At 35.2% G+C, this 22,639-nt stretch carries 16 protein-coding genes; 8 read left to right on the top strand and 8 right to left on the bottom strand.

The features are described 5' to 3' along the window. Positions 1-74: 74 nt before the first annotated feature. The 4 genes from J4050_RS09620 to J4050_RS09605 form a co-directional block, all read right to left on the bottom strand. Positions 75-1,052, bottom strand: coding sequence for a hypothetical protein (locus J4050_RS09620; protein WP_243878608.1), 978 nt, complete (start codon positions 1,050-1,052; stop codon positions 75-77). Between the two features lie 149 nt (positions 1,053-1,201). Further along, positions 1,202-2,893, bottom strand: coding sequence for a lysine--tRNA ligase (gene lysS / locus J4050_RS09615; RefSeq protein ID WP_208154371.1), 1,692 nt, complete (start codon positions 2,891-2,893; stop codon positions 1,202-1,204). A gap of 198 nt (positions 2,894-3,091) precedes the next feature. After that, on the bottom strand, positions 3,092-3,499 hold the full coding sequence (locus J4050_RS09610) for a DUF1573 domain-containing protein (RefSeq protein WP_208154370.1): 408 nt from the start codon (positions 3,497-3,499) through the stop codon (positions 3,092-3,094). Positions 3,500-3,608: 109 nt separating this feature from the next. After that, entirely contained in the window at positions 3,609-4,664 is a 1,056-nt protein-coding gene (locus tag J4050_RS09605; RefSeq protein WP_243878607.1) for a LuxR C-terminal-related transcriptional regulator, read from the bottom strand. A 97-nt stretch (positions 4,665-4,761) separates the two neighbouring features. On the opposite strand from J4050_RS09605, the gene J4050_RS09600 reads away from it, so the two are divergent. Both J4050_RS09600 and lipB read left to right on the top strand, forming a co-directional pair. Then, complete coding sequence (locus tag J4050_RS09600) at positions 4,762-4,920, top strand: YqaE/Pmp3 family membrane protein (protein ID WP_208154369.1); 159 nt, start codon at positions 4,762-4,764, stop codon at positions 4,918-4,920. A 17-nt stretch (positions 4,921-4,937) separates the two neighbouring features. Then, positions 4,938-5,636 (top strand): lipoyl(octanoyl) transferase LipB, encoded by a 699-nt coding sequence (lipB, locus tag J4050_RS09595; RefSeq protein WP_208154368.1) that lies wholly within the window; start codon positions 4,938-4,940, stop codon positions 5,634-5,636. Here lipB and J4050_RS09590 read toward each other — a convergent pair. The 4 genes from J4050_RS09590 to rnhB all read right to left on the bottom strand — a co-directional run bounded on the left by J4050_RS09590 (position 5,633) and on the right by rnhB (position 11,423). Further along, entirely contained in the window at positions 5,633-6,682 is a 1,050-nt protein-coding gene (locus J4050_RS09590; protein WP_208154367.1) for a nucleoid-associated protein, read from the bottom strand. The two genes, lipB and J4050_RS09590, sit on opposite strands and share 4 nt — an antisense overlap. A 156-nt stretch (positions 6,683-6,838) precedes the next feature. Continuing rightward, on the bottom strand, positions 6,839-8,086 hold the full coding sequence (locus tag J4050_RS09585) for a hypothetical protein (RefSeq protein WP_208154366.1): 1,248 nt from the start codon (positions 8,084-8,086) through the stop codon (positions 6,839-6,841). 327 nt (positions 8,087-8,413) lie between these two features. Next, positions 8,414-10,789, bottom strand: a complete 2,376-nt coding sequence (locus J4050_RS09580) for a hypothetical protein (protein WP_208154365.1) — start codon at positions 10,787-10,789, stop codon at positions 8,414-8,416. Positions 10,790-10,820: 31 nt separating this feature from the next. Then, positions 10,821-11,423: a ribonuclease HII gene (gene rnhB / locus J4050_RS09575; protein ID WP_208154509.1), complete on the bottom strand. Its 603-nt coding sequence runs from the start codon at positions 11,421-11,423 to the stop codon at positions 10,821-10,823. 212 nt (positions 11,424-11,635) lie between these two features. On the opposite strand from rnhB, the gene J4050_RS09570 reads away from it, so the two are divergent. From J4050_RS09570 to J4050_RS09545, 6 genes are all read left to right on the top strand, one after another. Then, positions 11,636-14,707 carry a SusC/RagA family TonB-linked outer membrane protein gene (locus J4050_RS09570; protein ID WP_208154364.1) on the top strand — a complete coding sequence of 1,024 codons (3,072 nt, stop codon included), beginning with the start codon at positions 11,636-11,638 and terminating at the stop codon, positions 14,705-14,707. Positions 14,708-14,724: 17 nt separating this feature from the next. Continuing rightward, entirely contained in the window at positions 14,725-16,131 is a 1,407-nt protein-coding gene (locus J4050_RS09565; protein WP_208154363.1) for a RagB/SusD family nutrient uptake outer membrane protein, read from the top strand. A 14-nt stretch (positions 16,132-16,145) separates the two neighbouring features. After that, a complete protein-coding gene (locus tag J4050_RS09560) occupies positions 16,146-17,009 on the top strand; it encodes a hypothetical protein (protein WP_208154362.1) in 864 nt (287 codons plus the stop codon). Positions 17,010-17,023: 14 nt separating this feature from the next. Then, positions 17,024-17,863 carry a hypothetical protein gene (locus tag J4050_RS09555; protein WP_208154361.1) on the top strand — a complete coding sequence of 280 codons (840 nt, stop codon included), beginning with the start codon at positions 17,024-17,026 and terminating at the stop codon, positions 17,861-17,863. 164 nt (positions 17,864-18,027) lie between these two features. Beyond that, the gene (locus J4050_RS09550; protein ID WP_208154360.1) at positions 18,028-20,313 is read left to right on the top strand and encodes a zinc-dependent metalloprotease; all 2,286 of its coding nucleotides are present in this window, start codon (positions 18,028-18,030) and stop codon (positions 20,311-20,313) included. Positions 20,314-20,409: 96 nt separating this feature from the next. Then, positions 20,410-22,377, top strand: coding sequence for a putative porin (locus J4050_RS09545; protein ID WP_208154359.1), 1,968 nt, complete (start codon positions 20,410-20,412; stop codon positions 22,375-22,377). Positions 22,378-22,639: the final 262 nt, after the last annotated feature.

Genomic DNA, 22,639 nt, shown 5'->3' with positions numbered 1-22,639 from the left:
TTGCATGAAAGTAAGGATTCCAATGCTTATCTTTAAAATAAGGCTACTACTTTAATATTTATTTAACGAAGCTTTTAAAGTGTGTCTAAAAAGGATTGAATCAGGTCTACACCTTCATAATGAATCATCGTTGTACCAATAAAAGGCATGCTAAATTCAGGAATATATATACCCATTCTTGACGAAATGCTGAATTTTCTCTGGATAATATTGGAATCCTCAAGGCTTGTTGCATAGTCGAGATTTAAGGTAGATAAGTCGTCACAAAAACCACCTGGAATATGACAATGTGCACAATTGACGTCAAAATAAGACCGTGCCCTGTCTTCTAATGGGGCCGAGGTGTCTTCCCAATTTGCGATTGAATCCACTTCTCCAGCATCAGTAAGCCCTGAAAGGTAAGAATTGTCAATAAGGTTTTGCAACTGGTTGTCACCGTTTAAATTAAAATTAAGTGTTCTAAGTTTCGGTCCAATAGGAGTTAGGTTGTCATAAGAGTTATGACAGGTAAAGCAATCTGTATTAGACGGGATTTCATAATCGGTAGATTGTGCTACTCCGTTATTATCTACCCAGTTTACAGGGACTGTGCTTCCATTTAAATCTAAGACAGCTTCTGTCTGCTCATCATTCCATTTATAATCTCCTGTAGTCCATTGGCCATTGATTTTAATTAAAACCCGAGTTTCTATAATTTGCCGTCCCAAAGAAAGGTCTCGTTCATCAATATTGTAGTAAAATGTCTTTGCAATAACAGTATTATCAGGGAAAATTGGAAGCCCGTCGCCATCGAATTGCATTGTAGTACCTTCTGGTAAAGCTATAAGACGTTCTTTATGGGCATAATCGGTAAAAAGAGGCGTGTTTAGTTCATACTGAAAGGCGTACGGCGAAATGTCTAGCGCACTTAATTCACCTGAATAAAGATTTAATTCAGATAAGTTGGTTTTAAATTCCGCAACGACCTGAGGTTCAGGGCTGGGTGTGACAGAGTCATCATTACTACAGGATAGTATTCCAAACCCTACAATTAAGTAAAAAAAGCGTTTCATATATTGAAGAAAACAAATATTGATATAGTTAGGACGGTAAAGTAATAAAAATATGGGTATTACCAAGAACTACTCGGTGAATAGCCTAGAATTTAAGCAAAAAAAGAATCAGCGTACTGATTCTTTTTTTCTAATATGATGTTATATAACTATAAGGCTTCAACAAAAAGACCCTCATCAGTTTTTTCAACCTTGGCAACTTTCTTACCTGTTAGTTCTTTAATGGTTTTGTCCCATTTTTTGTTAGAAAGACCAGAATTTGCCTTTAATTCGCTAAGTACCATCTTCTCCTGCTTAGCAAGGATAGCTAATACCATTTTAGCTTCTTCACTTATCTCAAGTGGCTTTTTCTCGGGTTTCATTTGAGGAAAAAACAACACTTCTTGTATACTTTGATTATCGGTAAGAAACATTACCAAACGATCCATGCCAATTCCCATACCTGAGGTAGGTGGCATACCATATTCTAAAGCTCTTAGAAAATCAAAATCTATAAATTCTGTTGCTTCATCATCACCTTTTTTGGCCAATTGCAATTGATGTTCAAAACGCTCGCGTTGATCAATAGGATCATTCAATTCCGAATAGGCATTGGCTATTTCTTTACCACAGACCATGAGCTCAAAACGTTCCGTCAATTCAGGATTATCGCGATGTTCCTTGCACAACGGGCTCATTTCTTTTGGGTAATCTGTTATAAATGTGGGTTGAATATAATTGCCTTCACATTTTTCACCAAAAATTTCATCTATGAGTTTGCCTTTACCCATGGTGTCGTTAACTTCGATACCCATATTTTGAGCAGCAGATCTTATCTCATCTTCCGTTTTTTCATTAATGTCAAACCCGGTAAATTCTAAAATAGAATCGCGCATTGTAATGCGCTTGTAAGGTGCTTTAAAATCTATTTTATGCGCTCCGTAGGTGGCTTCGGTGGTACCGTTAACCGCAATGGCACAGTATTCTAAAAGCTGCTCACAGAAATCCATCATCCAATTATAATCCTTGTAAGCTACATATATCTCCATAGCCGTAAATTCGGGATTATGAGTGCGATCCATACCCTCGTTTCTAAAGTTTTTAGAAAACTCATAAACCCCTTCAAAGCCACCAACAATAAGACGTTTTAGATACAATTCGTTAGCTATTCTCATGTAAAGTGGAATATCTAAGGTGTTGTGATGGGTTACAAATGGTCTTGCTGCAGCACCTCCAGGAATAGGTTGTAATATCGGCGTTTCTACCTCAAAATAGCCTGCATCATTAAAAAATTGACGCATAGCATTAAATAGCTTGGTACGCTTAACAAAAACCTCTTTAACATGAGGGTTAACTGCTAAATCGGCATAGCGCTGTCTATACCTAAGTTCTGGATCGTTAAACTCGTCGTAAACATTACCTTCACTATCTGTTTTAGGAAGTGGTAAAGGTCTTAGGGCTTTGCTTAGTAAGGTGAAGTCTTTTACCATTACTGTTTTTTCACCAACCTTGGTCGTAAAAAGCTCACCTTCAATACCTATAAAATCACCAATATCAAGTAGTTTCTTGTAGACAGTATTATATTTTGTCTTATCATCATTAGGACAAATTTCGTCTCTATTGAAATATACCTGAATACGGCCTTCGCTGTCTTGAAGCTCAGCAAAACTCGCATTTCCCTGAATTCTTCGAGACATTAACCGACCCGCTATGGTCACTTTTTTCTCATTTTGATAGCTAGATTTGATATCCTCAGTGGTATGATTAACTGGATATAAATCTGCTGGGTAAGGATTAATATCTAGTGCCCTTAGTTTTTCTAACTTCTCTCGCCTTACGATTTCTTGCTCTGACAGCTGCATGCCCTTAATTTTTTGAAATGCAAAATTACATTATTTCAGGTAAACATTGAATCCTTAAGAAAAGATTGTGAGGCTCATACAATAGTTAATCTCTACTTAGAATTAAAGAAATTGAAAAATCTTAAATTATAGAGGTTATGACTTGATTAAAACTAACTAACCAAGCCACAACCTCCTTAAAAATATTCTTCTTGTCACTTATTCTGATGCGATAATATTCCCCTTTATTTTTAATACCGTATTTCCGCTTTTAGTGTTCGATGATACAGTTATGGATTTGGTAAAGGCACCTAACTTTTTGGTATTGTAATTAATTTTAATTTCACCTGTTTCTCCTGGAAGTATAGGGTCTTTAGAATAAGAAGGGACGGTGCAGCCACACGAGGTTTTTACATTGGTAATTAACAAAGGCGCATCTCCTGTATTTTGAAAATTAAAAACCCGATTGCCATCTGAGTCTTGTAAAATAGTTCCATAATCAATGGTCTGGGACTCAAAACTAATAATCGCCATCGCATCTAGATTTAGTGAAGCATTGGCCGATTCAAAATTGTAGAAGCCTAAGGCTAATACCAGAATAAATACATTTAAAACTGTTCGTTTCATAATTAATAAATTTTTGATTAATACTGAAGCAAACCTACCTTTAATCTGGGAGAGAATACAAAAAAAGTGGGTTTGAAATTGGTACTAGTACCGAGGTTGAATTTTTTACCTAATTGATAAACAAAGACTTAGCCTCTTCTCTCGATTGCACATTGAGTTTTTTGTAGATGTTATTGGTGTGCGATTTAATAGTGCTTACACTTAAAAAAAGAGTTTCTGCAATCTCTTTGTTCGATTTATCTAATAGTAATTGCTCTAACACAATTGTTTCTTGTTTAGACAGATTGGACTTCAAAGCTATACTTCGATTTTTTTGTTTTTTTAGTTGATAATAAATCAACCAGACGTTCAAACCGAGAGAGAGTAGTAGTAATCCAAAAAGCCAGTAAGTGTAACTATTTAACTTACCTCCGTCATTAAATCCCAACATATAGCGATCAGATTCTAATTCGCCCTTATATTGCTTTGTATAACTCGCGTTTGGGTATTGAGACACTAGTCTATCTAGTAAGGCGTCATAATATGTGTTAGTTTTTAAATCTTGTACATAGTAGCTATGCAGGTCACTGCTTCGATTTGAAAGGTAATTATAGATATATAATTCGGCCAATGGTTCTTCCAAATTCTGGCCAAATTCTTGTAGGGTTCTAAACCACTTTTTATTGTTGAGCTTTCTATTGGCCTCACTTCTAAATTCGCCATAGGCAAATTTCATATCTTGTTTGAGGGAATCTATTTTTAGAAAAGCACTTGCGCCTGGATTGTTAGATTCTACGGCACAAAATATTTGTTTTCCAAAGGAGAAAGGTAGGCTTAGGGTATCTGTGTTTTTAGCAATAAATAGAAAGGCTTCACTATCGCTGCAATCACCATTAAAATGATTTACTTCATTAGAGGAATCCGAACATTTGTCAATATGGATACGGTAAATTCTATTTTGGTTAGCTAATTGATCGCCGGTGAATTGAAAATAGCCTGTAGAATCTGCAAGTGTTTTTGTGAGAATTTGCTCAGAATAGGCACCTGACATCTTTCTGTAATCTTCTACCAGAGAGAGATAAACCGGACTCTTTGAGTCTTCTGGGTTAATGTAACCAGAGAAAGCGTATTGGGCCTTACAAAGAATACTGTTAAGTAAAAATAAAATCAATACAAAACTTCGCATAGAACGAATCTACAAATTTTAGTTTTTAGTACTGCTACGATGTAACGTTTTTAGCAAAATAAAGACCTATAGTTACATCAAAATCAAAAAACAGTTTATGAGTATTTGGCGCGTATTGCTATCCATTATTTGCCCACCTTTAGCCGTTATAGACAAAGGCTGTGGGTCCATACTAATTACATTTTTACTGTGGCTTTGTGGTTGGGTTCCAGGGGTTATTGCTGCACTAGTTATTTTAAACAATCCTGACCGATAAATCCTTAACTTTGCGTTATGAATAAAAGCGTGCAGGTTCAGGATTTAGGGAGAAAAGATTTTAAAGTCACTTGGGATTACCAAGAAAATCTTTTCAAAGCTATTTTAGATACCAAAATAAAGAATAGACGAGAAGAAGCAGGTCTTGAGACTAAAAATCATTTTTTGTTTGTTGAGCATCCTCATGTCTATACCCTAGGCAAAAGTGGAGATGTATCTAATTTACTTCTTTCTGAAACCGAACTAGCAAAAAAAGGAGCCACGTTTTATAAAATTAATCGTGGCGGGGATATTACCTATCATGGCCCAGGACAAATTGTTGGCTATCCTATTTTAGATTTAGATAATTTTTTTACGGATATTCATAAATACCTACGCTACCTAGAAGAGGTTATCATTTTAACCTTGGCAGAATATGGGTTAAAGACGGAACGGAGTCCTGGAGAAACAGGTGTATGGTTAGACGTAGGCACGCCATTTGCCCGAAAAATTTGTGCTATGGGCGTAAGGGCAAGTCGTTGGGTCACTATGCACGGCTTTGCGCTAAATGCCAATGTAGACCTCGGGTATTTTGATAATATTATTCCTTGTGGAATTAGAGGTAAAGCGGTGACTTCAATGAATGTTGAGCTTGGAGTTGACAAAGTCGATGAAAATGAAATTAAAGCCAAGTTATTAAAGCATTTTAAGCATCTGTTCGAAGCTGAATTAACTTAGCTTTCTGCATTGAAATAGACTTTGTAAAAATGCATTTTTTTGTCCTCATCGAAACCTCTTTCTAGATACTCTGCCGAGGCGTCTGGGGCATCTACATCTAGTTTGATCTGAATATTAGTATCTAGTTTAATTTCAGTTTTAATTTTTTGCTTTTGCTTTTTGAGTACACGTTCAGAAACATCGAACTGATTTCTAATCAACACTTTGTGTTCGCTTTCATAGCTTTTTTTGTAATCTTCAAAAAGTGCAATTTGGTCTTCTTCTTCAAAAACTTCTTCCTTAAAAACTTCAAGATTTACCATATCGTTTTCTTTGAAAAAATCTACGGTTTTTGCTAAAAAATTGCTCTGCTCTTGACCACCAAAATTAGGTTGAAGTACCTCCTTAGAGAATTCCCTGCAAAGTTCTATACAGTTCTTGGTGTGTTGGTTATAATCATCAGGATATTTTATATTGAGAAAACGCTTAATCCAGTACTGGGCATCATAAGCATTATTGTCTATGCTTAATACAATTTTACCTTCTGTATCTCCAGTGTTTAGTATGAGACAACCTTTATCAACCTTTTTGGCTTGAATTCCTTTTTGAACCAACATATCGTAAGAGCTATTCTCCAAATAGGTTTGAAAAAACGGAGTTTTGTTTTCTATTTTGTAGATACCAACGGCATCGGTAAAATAGTCTTCAAATTGGATTCCTTCAAAATAACAGATAAGTACATCACCTGCCTTAATCTGAGCAGAATTGCTCTGCTCAAACAGATGCGTTAAAATATGTTTAGACACTTCAATAAATTCGCTGTCATCATTAAATAACTGATCGCTGTAGGTGTTTATTTCATTTAATCCAACATCGCTGTGGTGATGAAAGCGAAATGATTCTATCGCACTTGTAAATGGTTTTAGTAAATAGGGTAGAAGTAACTCATAAGTAGCTTCGTCAAAGTTGACCAAGGTATTTGAAAAGGCGTTTTTAGTAGCATTGAATTTGTTTCCAACCTTATGAATAATACATTGTTTTAATACTGCTTTTTGGCGCTTTATCATAGTGTGGATATTGGTCTTTTTTGTGCTTGCAATAGTATAAAATAAAACCGTGAAATACCAATAAAGCATTCTACGGTTTTTGTTCTTTTTTTATGGTAATAATCAAATTGCCAAGTCTTAATTATGCTTATCCGAAAGGAAAAAACAGAACGAAACTTAACGATTAGAGTTGGCAATATTTAGCTTAAAATAGTAAGTAAACAATACGGAAATACTACTAAATTTAGCCTCATAGGCTTCTGAATTCTTTAAGATATCACGATTGAGCTGGTATCTTAAAAGAATACTATACTTTTTGTTATACCTATATCCCAACCCGAATAAAAAGTTGGCGTTGGGATCTAAAAGAAGGTCTTCATTTCTGGTGTCAAATTTGATGTTACTTCTAGATATAGGGAAATCAAAAGTAACACCACCTTCTAAAAATAGACTCGATGTATCACTTAAAAACATATAGTGTCGGATTCCGCTTGCAATTTCAAATGAAGTATAATCAGCTTCAACATTTATAAGTGTACTATTATCTGTATCAAGTGCTTGTGTACTTGAGGTATATCGCTGAAATAAAGGGGCAAGAAAGATTGACCATTTTTGTTTTTGAAATGAAAATAAATATTCAAATTCTACACCAAACCTAAATTGTATTTCATTATCAAATTCTGCATCAAGGCGATTTCTCAATGGTGCGCTCTCGTCTGCCGCAAAATTTAAATTGAGTGAAGCACTACCAAGTGAGGGTTGAATCCCTATTAATAGTTGCTCTTGTTGGCGTTTAAAATACGATGTGGTTTCTGAGGATTTGCAGGTATTATAGGTTTCAAAAAAACGAGATAGGTTTCTAGCTTCGTAATCAACCTTTCTTACAGCTTTTAAGGTTATATCCTCACATGTAAAGGTCGAAAATAACTGATTTTTATAGTTTTCATTGAATTTTACCTCAGAGTTTTCAATATAACGCTTGTATTCTAATAGTTGAATTAGGCCTTCTTTCTCTTGGTAAAAAAAGTTTTTTACATCAGTAGCAGAATATTCATAAAGGCTAGCCTCACCTTCAATGAGTACCTTTAAAAAGACCTCTTTTTCGGAGCGTTCTAGAGTTTTAGATCGACTTAATTTGTTTAAGTTGTTACTTGAAATTTCTAGATTCACTATTCGTCTAACAAATTTGGTTTTGTTAAGGATACCAAATTCTATAACATCGCTAATTCCTAATTGTGAAACGGCCTCTTTTTCAGACTTTTTAAATTTAAATGTGTAAGGGTTCTTGCTCCAGTTAGCATCTTCAATAAGGCATGTTACGCGTTCATTATTGTTAGTAATGTAGTAACCCTCTTGATACTTTGCCTGTCCTTGGGTTACTGCGAAAATAAGGATGAACAGGCATGAGGAAATAAAATTTTTCATTGTTCTTGCTTTTTATTTCAAATTTATAGAATTCACCGAATTGTAGCATACGATAACTGTTAATTTTCCCAAATTAGTCATGCAAAAAAAGAGCGCCAATGTTAATTGACGCTCCTAGATTTAGGGACTTTGAGATTTGGTTATTATTAGGGTGTTTTAAATTATTCGCTAACTTGTTTAATGCGCTGCAATGGTAGTTAAAACACGAGTTACTTTAATGATGGTAAATTGTGTACCCGTTAAATATGATTTAAAATTCTCATTGTTAACCTATTAAAGATAAGGTTTCTTACTTAAAATAAAAATTAACACCTTATAAAGCTTCAATTAATGCACCTCGTATACTAAAACTTGGTCTATGCCATCTTGGGTAACTAACTCTAAAGCCGAATCGCCATCTATATTTTCTAAAACGGCAGCAGAAGTACCATAAACAGGGAAGTTAGGTATTGGTTTGGCTTGGCTGTCAAAGAGATATACCTTTTTAGCTTCTAAGTCCGTAACAGTAATATAAATCTTATCATTAAGGTAAAAAATCCTCGGAGGTGTGTAATTACCATAGTCTAGATTAACTCGCCTTGATTTTATATTTAAAATGTTCTCCGTTAAAGAGACTAGCGTTTTACTTGTAGTGCTTACCGAATGATCTTCTGGAAGATTTAAAGCTTTTTTGGAGAGTTTACCTTTAGTGTCTATTTGAATTAATTCACCAAGTTTTGTGGATGATGTAAACTTATTTTGGTACAAGAAAAGTTCGTTATCAGAAAACGGAAAGGTTTCATTGACCTTAATTCTTGTTTGTCCTCGTCTGTTTAAAATAACTAAATTCTTTTCCGTCTTAAATGCAATATAATCCTTGGAAGCAACTCTAAAATGTTTAGGTTGAGAAGTTATAGTCCCTTTCTTTAAATTATACTTAAAGCCTTTTACTAATTGACCTTTGGCATTGTACATCAACAAATTTTCGCCTTGTGTTACAACTATGCGATAATTTCGGTTTTTATCATAATCAAAAACAGATAACGGTTGTGTAATTTTATCCTTGAAGTTAAGAGGGAAGGGACTAACATCTTTACCATTTCTGTCTAACACATACAATTTATTTGGTGTTGCAAAGGCTAATTGCAGCCTACCATTCTTATACATGTCAATCTGCTCAACTGTTCCCAGGATTTTATCATTTAATGTTTTTGTCCATAGCACTTTTCCTGAGCCAGAAATAAGGCTCAATTGATTTTTAGCATCTTGCACTATGATGTCGTGGCCCTTAGTAATATGATTTTTTACAACTTGAGGAGGACTTATCAATGGGTGCTTTAGTGGTGTTGTAAAACTCTCAATAATCTCTGATGTCCTAGGGCGTTTCTTAAATTTCTGAATCATCCCATTAATATGGGCAAAATCAGTCTCGTTTATCAATTGAACTACATTTGCATCGTAACCCTTCATATCTAAATTAAAACGGGAAGATAAACTTTTGGAATTCTCAAAAATAAAAAGTGAAGCTTCATCACTGAGATCAGAACTAACATTTTTAAAAGCTTCAAGATTATTGAGTGTATTATTGTTTAAGGCAGAGGATAAAAAGGTTTTTATCTCCTCTAAAGTAGCAGCCCAAACAACATAATTTTTAATAATAGCTACAAAACCGAATTCACTCGACTTAAAAAAAGGTAAAAATTGGCTGTTTAATAATTCGGCATCCTCCCCTGTAGTAAATATATCAATGCCTCTAAACTCTTCTTGTAAAGTTGCGTTCTCCAAGGATTCTAAAATAATATCTGGATCGAGGCTGTGCATCACCAAATAATTATCTGCTTTGGTTATTTCATTCGTGTAGTTTAAAAAAGAATTTTTCTGCACGATGCTATCAGCCTTAATTAATTTTATCCTGTTACCTTCAAAAATTTTATAGTCGTCAAATGCAAGGCTAATGACTTTGTTTATGTCTTTAGGGATAATATTGATAGTATTTATTTCCTGAGGTTTAGTGTTTTTAAAACATTCTACCGGTGAGTTAATACTATCGTTATAAGTTAGTATACCGTTATATCTATAAGTGTCGTTTGTTAGTTTTAAATCTAATGTTGTCGAATTAGAGGTATTATAGCCCCAAGAATTTAATAATAATTTAGAAATAGGGCTTTTCTCATTTTTAAAAACGAGGGAGGTAATAACGTCATCTGATGCAGTTTCAAGTATGGAGAACGCCTTATTATTTGATTCATTATATACTTGAGGGGAGTTTATCGATTCTTTAAGGTTTGAAGCTATGATGTAGTCTCCAACCGCAATGAAATAATGCGTGGATAAATTAAGTTGAAGACTATCTATTTTTGAATTTTCGTTCTTTTTTAAATTTGAAAAGGATGCAGAATCCAGCGGTTTTTCATAGTTGGACCTTTCAGAGACTAGCGTATAATAAGGCAAGCCCGCTTCGTTTTGTGATAGAGAAAGGTACGCCGTGCTTTCCGGATTCATTTTTTCAGCAAACTCAAATGTTAAATCAAAATGCATTGCATATAAACTGTAAATAATATTTTGAGAATCCATCTGGCTTTCAAAATCGTTGAATGCTTTTATTTTAAATAAAACCTCAGAGTTTTTAGGAATTAGTTGTAGTGGAGTTATAGAGGAATCTTTATTCTGTTGGCAAGAAAAAAATAAAGAAAAAACAAGTATGCCAAAACCAATGTGCTTCATATATATAGTATAATCGTCATAAAATTAAAAATTATAAATCCAGTTTATATTGTTCGGGCAGTAATCTAAAGGATTTTCTGTGATATTTAGAAGGGCCATATTTTTTAATGGCAGCACGATGCTCTTTTGTTGGATATCCTTTATTTTTTCTCCAATTATACATTGGGTACTCCTTGTGGATGGTCTCCATATATATATCGCGATACGTTTTTGCTAAAATAGAGGCTGCGGCAATATTTAGATATCTTCCATCGCCTTTTACTATAGTTTGATAAGGAATTGCATTTAGCGGTTTAAATCTATTTCCATCGACACTTATAAAATTCGGTGCTGGATCAAGTTTTAGAATGGAACGTTGCATGGCTTCGATGGAAGCATTTAAAATATTTAGGGAGTCTATCTCATCCTCAAAAACATGAGTAACGCTATAACATATAGAAGTAGTCTCTACAATTGACTTCAATTTAAGTCTTGTTTTTTGGTTAAGTTTTTTTGAATCGTTTAGGTCTATATTAGTAAAGTCCTCTGGTAATATAACTGCAGCTGCTGTTACTGGTCCAGCAAGGCAGCCACGCCCTGCTTCGTCGGTACCGCATTCAAATTCTAGGTCTGAATATTTAAGTTGTAATTTCAGAGGTAACTTTTTTTTACAAATTTATGTTTTCTGACGCAACCTTTTAAAGGATATTACATCTATTAAATGAGTTAGCGGATTTTAAAGGGATAACCACGTGCCGAAACTCTTGCTTATATCGCAAAATCGTTAACATATTTTTGGCAAAAACACTTGTTTATTTAATATTAAATTAAGATGTTTGCAACTAGACTAACTCAAATAATTGTTTTATGAAATTAAAGTTAACATGGTTATTGACGCTTTTTATGGCGTTTGTGATGCAATTTTCTTTTGCACAAGAGAAATCGGTCACAGGAACAGTTACTATAGCATCGGATGGTTTACCATTGCCAGGAGCTAACGTAATTGTAAAGGGTACGTCAAGAGGTACTCAAACAGATTTTGATGGTAATTATTCTATCAATGTTAATGTGGGAGACGTTTTGGTGATTTCCTACGTCGGTTTAAAATCGACAAACATTACAATCGGCGCTGCCAACAAATATGATGTTGCGTTAGAAGCTGATAACACCTTAGAAGAAGTTGTTGTTACAGGGTATACCCGAGAAACAAGAGCAACAACTACCTCTGCTGTTTCTACGGTATCTGCTGAAGCTGTAGAATCTAGACCTAATGCATCCATTGCAGCATCACTGCAAGGGCAAGTGCCAGGTCTTAACATTGGTACTGGTTCTGGACAGCCAGGTGCTAATAGTGTAATCTTACTTCGTGGTATTGGTTCTATTAATGGTAACATCGAGCCGTTATTCGTTATCGATGGTGTACCAGTAGATGAAGATAACTTCCGTAGTTTGAACAACAATGACATTGCGAACATTACCGTATTAAAAGATGCTTCTGCTTCTGCACTGTATGGTAATCGTGGTGCAAACGGTGCTATTATCATCACTACCAAGAAGGGTACTTTCAGTGAAAATTTACAAATTAACTACAGAGGCCAGTTTGGTTATTCTGTTTTACCAGACAAAAACTTCGACGTGATGAATTCACCTCAGAAGTTACGTTACAACAGAACCATTAATAATGGTGCTCTTGGTAGTGGGCTTTCAGATGCTCAGATTAATGCTATTGCGAGACAGGCCAATACAGATTGGGAAGACGTATTCTTCAGACCTGGTGAAACAATTAGTCATAACTTAAGTTTATCTTCTGGTTCTGAGTTGATGTCTTCATTTACATCGCTTGGATACTTTGAGCAAAAAGGTGTAACTCTTCGTAGTGATATCCAAAGATTTAACTTGCGTCAAAATTTGAATGGTAAAAGTTCAAATGGTAAGTTTAATTATGGTACAACCTTGAGTTTGAACTTTAGTACAAACAACTTTATCCAAAATGAGGGTACTGGTAACTTGTCAAATCCATTCCTTGTTCCTTATGTAGCCTTACCTTATTTCTCTCAGTTTAATCCTGATGGAACACTTAATACGGTAGGTTCTGGTCTTGATGATTTTGATAATACACCTTTTACTGCACTTAATAATACAGTGTTAAACACTAATAGAACAGAAGAAATTAAATTCATCGGTTCTGTATTCGCAGATTATGAGTTTATGAAAAACGTTACGGCTTCTATCCGTTTTGGTTTGGATTACACGTATCAAAGAGGTCAATTTATAGAAGACCCAACAAGTGTTTACGGACAGACAGCTGCTGCTGCTGGAGATGCAGAGTTCCAAGGGACCAATGCTGAAAATTATTCAAGAGATGCAAGATTTAACAATCTAGTTGGTTTAAATTATAACAATGTATTTGGTGAAAAACATAATGTTGATTTCTCAGCATTCATGGAATATAACAAAGCATATTTAAACACATCTGGCTTTACGCAAGTAGGTCTTAACCCAAAGGTTTTTGAATTTGGAACTGGTTTTATTCCAGCAACAACATTCGAAGATTTAGATGGTGATGGCTTAGCTGCTACAGATGGTACTGAGTTTCCTTATATACCAGGTATTTCACTAAATGAAATTACTGTAGGTATTTTCTCTTACTTCGGTGTTTTGAGATATACTTATGATGACAGATTTAATTTCCAAGGTTCTGTAAGACGTGATGCCTCATCAAGATTCTCTGAGTCTAATCGTTGGGGTACATTCTGGTCTGTATCTGGTTCTTGGAATATTACCAATGAATCCTGGATGGACAACAGTGTGTTTAGTAACTTAAAATTAAGAGCATCTTACGGTGTTACTGGTAACGATCGTATTAGTGGTGGTTTCTACGGATCTGATGATGCAACTTTTGACCTTTACGGACAAGGTGCTGGGTACAATAATACTGTAGGTTTATTTGCTACTCAAATTGGGAACAAAGACCTTAAATGGGAAACAATTACACAAACGAATATCGGTTTAGATTTTGGTTTATTTAATAATAAGTTAACTGGTAGCTTTGATGTTTACGAGAAAGTAACGGATGATTTATTTCAGTCTCAGCCAGTATCTGCTTTGAATGGTGTAAATACAATTTTTGCTAATCAAGGGCAGTTAACAAATACAGGTGCAGAAGTAGCACTTAATTGGACGGCATTATCTAACCCAGATGGTCTAACTTTAAGCTTCTTCGCTAATGGTTCTTATAACGTAAATGAGATTACAGAACTTCCTGGCGGAATTGATGAAGTTTTAGGTGGAGGTCGTACAAATAGCTTAAGAGTTGGTAAGCAACTTGGTGAGTTCTTCGCTGTAAGATGGGCTGGTGTAAATCCTGCAAATGGTAATCCTCTATATTTAGATATCGACGGAAACGTTACAGAAACATATAATGTTGATAACAGAGTATGGACTGATAAAACTATTTATCCAACATACCAAGGTGGTTTTGGATTCAATGCTGGATTTAAAGGCTTTACCTTAGATACACAGTTTTCTTGGGTTGCTGATATTTACAGATATAACGGAAGTTTAGGTGTTATTGAAGATCCAACATTAACTACGTTATCTAATGGGTCTACATCATTCTTAAGACAATGGCAACAGCCAGGTGATGTTACAGACATCCCAAGAGCTGGTTCACCGTCAACTCGTAACCTTTTAACGGATAGATATTTAGAAGATGCGTCTTTCTTAAGATTAAGAAACATTGTATTAGGATATAACTTTGCAGATGCATTGAAAGATTCTAACTTCATACAAAACATTAAAGTATTCTTACAGGCTGAGAACTTATTTACTTGGTCTAAGTGGAGAGGTTGGGATCCAGAATCAAGTTTTAGAAACTCTGATTTCTTTGACTATCCAACAACACAAATCTTTACTATTGGAGTAGACTTAACATTCTAAAAAAATTAACAATGAAAATGAACAATAAATTATTTCTATTACTTCTGGTAGGTTTCTTATTCGCGTCATGTAATGATGCAATAGATATTACACCAGAGGATGAGTTTACACCAGAAATTACTTTTGAGTCTCTTGCAGATTTACAGCAAGGTTTAAATGGTGTATATGCGAACTTTGGGTTCGAAGAAGATATCGAGTTTAATTCCATATTTGCCGATAATGGTAAACCTGGTTTCGATAATGGAGGTCAGTTAATAAATTTATATAACTGGGTTTTCCAAGCAGCTAGTGGTAGCACTACAGCAATGTGGAACAATTACTACGATTTAATTAACGCGGCAAACAGGGTAATAGAGGCTGCGCCGCTGGTGGAAGTTGACCCTTCTGATATTGTTGAGTACAACAATATTTTAGGTCAGTTATATGCTTTGAGAGCAGTAGGTCACTTCCGATTACATATGTATTACACAACGGACTATGAGAATCCAACAGCTCTAAGTGCAATAATTAGTCCAAACGTACCGGTTGTTACTGATGTATTTCCAAGGAATACAGTGCAAGAAATGTCAGATTTTATAGCTGACGATATTGCTTTGGCAGAACAATTAATAGATCCTGCATTTACTGACAACGCTTATGTTACTCAGGATTTCGTAATGGGTTTAAAAGCTAGAGTAGCCTTATTAACGGGTGACGCTAGTGGTATTGCTCCGGCAACAGCATTAATCAACAAGTACCCTTTGGCTAGTCCAATTCAGTATCTTCAAATGTATGCAGATGCAGATAACACAGAAGTAATCTTTAGATTAATAAGGTCTTCTGCCGTTGGTGGTATCTGGTACTTTACTAATAGTGCTGGTCCTTTCTTTGAAGCCTCTAACAGTTTATACAACGATTTAGCTGCTAGTAATGATGTAAGGTTAGGTGTTAATATTAATTTTGGTACTAATAATGGCGGTCCTAGTGATCCAGCTAATAATATTCATCTAATTAATAAATATCCAGGTTCTTCAGTTCCTTTTGTGTCTAACATTAAGCAAATGAAAGTTAGCGAGATGTACTTAATTAGAGCAGAGTTAAGAGCTAAAAATGGACAACTAGGTCTTGCGGCTGATGATGTAAGAGCAGTGAGAAATGCTAGAGGTAGTGGTACTGTAACCCCTACATCCTATTCAACAGTAAATGAGGCTATTACTGATATTACATTAGAGCGTCGTTTAGAATTGGCTTATGAGGGTCATCGTTACTTAGACTTGAAGCGTAACAAAGACGTTTTGGGAGGAATTTTGAGAAACCCTATAGATTGTGCTTCTGGTGGAAATTGTGAGATGCTTTCTAACGATCCAAGATTAACTTTTCCAATTCCACAGGTTGAGGTTAATGCTAATCCTGGTATCACTCAAAACCCTGGGTATAACAACTAAAAATGAGAACAATTATGAAAAATAGAATTTATTATATATTAGCTGTTGTATTGGTGGCGCTGAATTACTCTTGTGGTGATTTTGAACCAGTGATTTACGACGGTGTAAATGGACAGACCTTAGCTGCTTTTGATGGCGCGGGTGGTACTTTAGAAGTGTTGATTAACGATACTGGCGAACTAGAAATAGGGGTTAGCGTAAGTACATTATCTTCAGAAGATAGACAGATAGCAATTGAAGTTTTAACTGACTCAGAAGATAATACAGCGACACCGGGCCAATATGATATACCTGCAACCGTAACTATACCGGCAGATACTTATTTCGGTTCGTTTACAGTAACAGGAATAGATGATGAATTAACAACAGATGGTGTTAACCTAATTTTAGGTTTAGACCCTGAGGCATTAGGTAACGCGGTAGCGGCTGCTCCATTCAATGTAAGAATAGTAGAAATATGTCCTGTTGAAGCATCATTCATGGTAGGAGATTACACAATTAACCAGATTTCTGGTGGTGTTCCTGCTGCAGGTAATGCACCTTTTATGGGTAACGGTACAGTAGTAACCTTGGTTCCTGGAGCAGCTTCAACTGAGCGTGTATTTAACGTAAAGTTTTATCCAACATTTGGATTTAGTAATCCACCGGTGGATTTCTCATTCTCCTTGTCTTGTGGTGAGACAGTGGTAAATGGAATTTTGGATGGTGGTGTATCTGGTGTTGGTTGTGGAAGCTCTATACCAATGGGTCCTGGTGCAACAAACGGTGTATATGATACAGCAGACGATACATTTTTGACTCTTGTAACTACAGAGGATGTCGGAGGAGCAAGTTGTGGTACTGAAGCTCAAACGGTAATTTCTTTAACTAAAAATTAAAAATTATGAAAAAGATGAAAAAAGTTTTTTTGTTTGTCTCGGCTATGGCAATGATGGTAGCTTGTGACAACACTACATTTGAAGGTGGAGAAGATCCAACTTTTGGGTGGCTGGAGTTCCCTTCAGCGACATCAACGGTGTCTGCCACTTCAGATTTAATGTCAGTTCCAATTGCGGTAAGTTTTACTGCACCAATTAATAAGGAAGATTTAACGTTAACTTACTCGGTAGTGGGTGTAGATGGTATCGATGCAGGTACTATAGTAACCGATACTGAGGGTTCTACTACAATAGTAGGTGATACCAATACAGGTGAAATAGTTTTAAACCTTCTGCCAGACGCTGCACTTGTTGTAGCTGCTAATGATGAAGTATCTTTAGATATAGAAATCGTTTCTAACGACAGAAGTGTATTAATCGGAGTGGATGAAAACACGGTTACAACACACCGTTTAACTTTAGTTTGTGATCTTACTTTAGACATTGGTGGTACATACAGTGTAACTACCGATTATGGCTTCCATGATTTCTTACCAGATTTTTCATCATATACATACACTACGGATATCGTAGATAATGGTGATGGAACTTTCTTTGTACAGGATTTCTCAGGAGGTTTATACACAGAGGGACCATATGTAACTGCTTATGGTACTGGTCCTACAAGTTTCGATGTTAATTTCACGAATGCATGTAGACAAATCATCTACCCTGATCAAGGTGATCCATGGGGTGCTGTAATACCTTTAGATGGTGGAGTTAATGAGATAGACTTAAGTACTGGTATCATTACTATTTCTTGGTTCTGCGAAGGATATGGTGAAAACGGTGTTTCTGTTTATACACCACTATAGTCTCAGTTTTTCAGGACTACCTGTAAAAAATAGAATAAAAAAATCGCCTTTATGGCGATTTTTTTATTTCTAAAATCTTAAAATTATATGAGTTTATAAATTTAAGGTTATCTTTACCAGGCGATGTTTTATTCGCTACAATACAAAAAAAATAAAATTGTAATATGAAAAGAATAGTTCTACTTTTTCTTGGGCTTAGCTTGTCGTTATGCTATGGTCAGCAGGTTCAAAACTCTTGGGTGAAAATTTCTACAATGCCAAATGACGTTGAGTTATTTTCAAAATCGGATATACCAACATCATATACGCTATATGAGTTAACAAATTTAAATTTGCTAGAAGAATTGTCAAGTATACCTTCTATCGAAGAATCACAGATTAAAAATGGTGCAATAGTATCATTTCCTACAATGGATGGAGACTTAGAGTCTTTTGAGGTATTTGAAGCTTCAGTTTTAGCACCGGAATTACAGGAGCAGTTACCAAATGTGAGATCATTTAAGGGAAGTTCTCTTAGAAATCCTTATAAAACTGTCAGGTTTTCTTTTTCACAGAGAGGGTTGCATGCCATGTTTTTAAATGGCATTAATGGTACAGAATATATAGATGCTTATTCTAAGGATGGTAAATATTACATGCATTATTTAAGAAAAGACGTTCCTGTTGATAATGATGGGAATTTCTGTTTGGTAGATGAGTCTAATCTCGATCGAAATGGAATGTTCAATAATGGTGATATGCCAATCCAACAAAGAAATGCAGACGATGGTCTTTTAAGAACATATACCCTCGCCATGGCATGTACTGAAGAATTCGCTGATTATTGGATTGCACAGTTAGGTTTAAATGCGTCATCTGATGCAGATAAAAAGAATGGAATCTTAGGGGTAATGAATGATTTTATGACCCGAGTCAATGGTCCATATGAAAGAGATTTAGGTATAACTATGGAAATTGCGGCAAATAACACTAATGTTATTTTCTTAAGTAGTCCTTTTTTAAATGACGGAAGCATTGGTACTTTAATAAACCAAAGTCAAACAGCCATTGATAATAATATAAATCAATCTTATGATATAGGGCATATGTTAAGCCGATCTGGCAGTGGCCTAGCGGCTGTAGGTGTGGTTTGCTTAAATGGTAACAACGCGCGTGCAGTAAGCGGTGGTCTTGGTAATTTTCCGCCTCCAGAAGGTATACAGTATGAAAATGTGATTATGCATGAAATGGGGCATCAATTCTCAGCAAGACATACATGGACCGCAGCAAGCTGTTCAGGGTCTTATACGTCAAATTCTGCTGCAGAGCCAGGAGGAGGCACAACCATTATGGCTTATGCTGGTATTTGTGGTGCCTCTGCTAATATCCAAAGTTTGGCGGACGACTATTTCCACGAGCTAAGTATTGGTCAGATGTGGGGCTTTATTGAGTTTGGTGCCGGAGGAAACTGCCCTGTAGAGGAAGTGACTGGCAATTCAGCTCCGGTAGCAGATGCTGGCTTAAACTATACAATTCCCGCCTTGACACCCTATAAACTTGTAGGTAGTGCCACCGATGCAGATGGCACTGGGTCATTAACTTATTGTTGGGAACAAAGTGATGTCAATGGGCAAGAAATAAATTTCCCAGTAAATACAACAACGACCGGTCCTGTAACTAGATCTTTCCCACCTAGTCCAAATAGCACAAGGTATATTCCACGTTTAGAAGACTATGTTCAAAACGTAGATAATTCTACAGAATGGGAAATTTTAATGCTTGCAGAACGAAATATGAATTTTACATTTACGGTGAGAGATAACGCCGTACCTGGAGCTCAGTCTGACTCTGACCAAATGAGAGTCACAGTTACTAATACTGCAGGACCATTTAGAGTAATATCCCAATCAAGTTCAGGTATTGTGTATACAGGAGGGACTACCCAGACCATAGCTTGGAATAATTTTGGAACCACTTCCCCTCCAGTAAACGAAAGCTCTGTGAATATTCTTTTATCGGTTGATGGAGGATTAACCTTCCCAGTAGTCTTATTGGCAAACACGCCAAACGATGGAGTACAAGATATTGTAATTCCAAATGTAGACGCTACAAATTGCAGAATAATGGTAGAAGCAGCAACAAATATTTTTTACAATATTAACCGCCAAGATTTTGAAATCCAGCGCGACCCATTGAGCATAGATGATAACAGTTTAGAAAACCTCATAAGTGTTTATCCAAACCCAACCGATAATCAACTATTTATTGAGGCTTCAGGAACACTATTAAACCAAACACTTGATATTGATTTATATGATATCAATGGACGTTTCATACTAGATACTACATTTTCGCCATTAAATGGACAAAATAATTTAGCTGTAGATGTGAGTAATTTACAACCAGGTATGTATCTTTTAAAAGTAGGTTCTGAGGATAGATTCATTAACAAGAAGATTATTATAGAATAATCAATTTGTAAAAGCGTTAAATTAAGACCGTCTATCTTGGCGGTCTTTTTTATATTTATAACCTAAATGAATTGTTTTAGCAGTATCACAAGTAATATGAAATTTACGAAAACACTATCAAGTTTTTTTGTAATTGTACTTTGTACTGTAGGTTCATTGAACGGACAAATTAATCCTGAAAAAAGAAATCAAGCGATTAACGACCAAAACAACCCCTCTAATAAATCTAAAAAAGTAAATAAAAACGATTTAGCCACTATTGATCTTTATAAAATAGTGAAGGCAACAAATGATACTACTTTTGTTGACACAACGTTATCCCTTAAAAAACTTTATAAGTTCAATTATTTACAAGAAGATAATTTCGGACTCATTTCTTTTGCAAATATTGGTCAGACATATAATACCTTAACTTTTAATAGTGCTGAGCAATATAGTTTACCCTTATTTGGTGCTAGCGCACGTCATTTTAATTATAAAAAAGGTAGTGACATGGAGTATTTTGAAGTGCCAACCCCATGGACAAGACTAACCTATAAAACAGCATTTACTCAAGGACAGTTACTAGATGCTTTCTTTACAATTAACATGTCTAAACAGTTTAATTTTTCAATTGCCCACAAAGGGCTTCGTTCCATTGGAAACTATCAGCATGCTTTAACAAGCTCTAATAACCTAAGAATTACATCCAACTATAAATCTCTAAATAAGCGATACAATGCTCGGGGCCATATGACATGGCAAAGAATACTGAACGAAGAAAATGGAGGTATAAGAGATGAAGACATCATTAATTTCACCTCTGGTAATGAAGAGTTTTTAGATAGGGAAGTATTTGACCCTAATTTCGAGGACGCAGAAGGGGTGTTAATAGGCAAAAGATTTTATTTAGACCATACCTTCGAAATAACAAAGCCTAAAGATTCTATCCAAAACAATAAGTTGTTATTGCTAAACACTGTCTCTTTTGAAGATATGTACTTTGAATACGTTCAAACATCACCTGCAACAGACTTTTTCGGGAGTGCATTCTCAAATACAATAAGGGATAGGGCAACCCTAGAAAATTTTCAAACAGATGTTGGAGTGTCCTATTTTAATAATCTTATAGGAGAACTCAAATTTAAATTAGAATATTCAGATTTAAATTATGGCTACAATAGCGTAGTGCTATTAAATAATCAAAATATTCCTAACCGAATTCAAGCTAATGTTCTGGCAGTAAATGGCCAGTATAAGAAAATGTTCAGTGGATTTATTATTGAGGGTAAAGCAGGTCTAAATCTTTCAGATGATTTTGGAGGGAACTATATTTACGGTAACATAGGTTATCAACTAAATCAAGATATTTACTTAGAAGGCGCTTTAAGTATAAGTTCAAGATTGCCAAATTATAATTTCTTGCTATATCAGAGTGATTACCTTAATTATAACTGGTACAACTTTGGAGACTATAATAATGTCAATACGCAACAAATAAGTTTTAGTCTCAAATCTGAAAAATATCTTGATATAGATTTCGATATTTCTAATATAGATAATTATACATTTTTCAATTTGGAGGGTATTGAAGAAGGTGTAAAAATTATTAAACCAAGGCAATATCAAAACACCATACAATATTTAAGAATTAAATTCCGAAAGGATTTGAGGTATGGCAAGTTTGGTTTAGACAATACGGTTTTATATCAAAATGTTATTAGCGATGAAGACGTTCTAAATGTTCCAGCTATTGTAACTAGAAACACATTTTATTTTTCGGACCAGTTGTTTAAAAAAGCATTGACTTTCCAAACAGGTGTAGTTTTTAATTACTTTACGAAATACAATATGAATGGCTACGACCCTTTATTAGCCGAGTTTTATACTCAAAATAATACTGAGTTAGGAGGGTTTCCTAGGTTAGATTTCTTTGTAAACGCAAAAATCCGGCAGACTAGGATATTTTTAATAGCAGAACACTTTAATTCCTCGTTCACAGGTTACGACTTTTTCTCAGCACCTAACAACCCCTACAGGGATTTTACCATACGCTTTGGATTGGTATGGGATTTCTTCCTATAGTCCCAATACTTTAAGTCTGATTATTAGAAGCTTAAGAAATAAAAATAATTTTATTTCAAAAAAGACTTGCCCAATAAAAAAGGCTTAATATCTTTGCCGCCCTGTTCAGATGAAAAGACTGAATAATGGAGCCCTAGACATTAAGAAAATATTTTAAAAAAATAAATAGATTCTTATTGTGGGAATAAAAAAAGGGTTTTATATTTGCACCCGCTAAAACGCCGAAGGGATGTTAAGCGGAAAGAAAAAAGTTCATAGACAT

The sequence above is a fragment of the Winogradskyella pelagia genome, from assembly GCF_017581965.1.
In the GTDB taxonomy this organism is placed as follows: Bacteria; Bacteroidota; Bacteroidia; order Flavobacteriales; family Flavobacteriaceae; genus Winogradskyella; species Winogradskyella pelagia.
The sequence above is the reverse complement of the archived record's forward strand: the minus strand, read 5'-3'. Positions and strand labels throughout refer to the sequence as shown.

Coding starts and splice junctions, on each gene's coding strand:
- J4050_RS09610 (WP_208154370.1), bottom strand. CDS start 3,499: ATGAAACGAACAGTTTTAAATGTATTTATTCTGGTATTAGCCTTAGGC.
- J4050_RS09585 (WP_208154366.1), bottom strand. CDS start 8,086: ATGAAAAATTTTATTTCCTCATGCCTGTTCATCCTTATTTTCGCAGTA.
- J4050_RS09565 (WP_208154363.1), top strand. CDS start 14,725: ATGAACAATAAATTATTTCTATTACTTCTGGTAGGTTTCTTATTCGCG.
- lipB (WP_208154368.1), top strand. CDS start 4,938: ATGAATAAAAGCGTGCAGGTTCAGGATTTAGGGAGAAAAGATTTTAAA.
- J4050_RS09560 (WP_208154362.1), top strand. CDS start 16,146: ATGAAAAATAGAATTTATTATATATTAGCTGTTGTATTGGTGGCGCTG.
- J4050_RS09590 (WP_208154367.1), bottom strand. CDS start 6,682: ATGATAAAGCGCCAAAAAGCAGTATTAAAACAATGTATTATTCATAAG.
- J4050_RS09620 (WP_243878608.1), bottom strand. CDS start 1,052: ATGAAACGCTTTTTTTACTTAATTGTAGGGTTTGGAATACTATCCTGT.
- J4050_RS09605 (WP_243878607.1), bottom strand. CDS start 4,664: ATGCGAAGTTTTGTATTGATTTTATTTTTACTTAACAGTATTCTTTGT.
- J4050_RS09550 (WP_208154360.1), top strand. CDS start 18,028: ATGAAAAGAATAGTTCTACTTTTTCTTGGGCTTAGCTTGTCGTTATGC.
- J4050_RS09580 (WP_208154365.1), bottom strand. CDS start 10,789: ATGAAGCACATTGGTTTTGGCATACTTGTTTTTTCTTTATTTTTTTCT.
- J4050_RS09555 (WP_208154361.1), top strand. CDS start 17,024: ATGAAAAAAGTTTTTTTGTTTGTCTCGGCTATGGCAATGATGGTAGCT.
- lysS (WP_208154371.1), bottom strand. CDS start 2,893: ATGCAGCTGTCAGAGCAAGAAATCGTAAGGCGAGAGAAGTTAGAAAAA.
- J4050_RS09570 (WP_208154364.1), top strand. CDS start 11,636: ATGAAATTAAAGTTAACATGGTTATTGACGCTTTTTATGGCGTTTGTG.
- J4050_RS09600 (WP_208154369.1), top strand. CDS start 4,762: ATGAGTATTTGGCGCGTATTGCTATCCATTATTTGCCCACCTTTAGCC.
- J4050_RS09545 (WP_208154359.1), top strand. CDS start 20,410: ATGAAATTTACGAAAACACTATCAAGTTTTTTTGTAATTGTACTTTGT.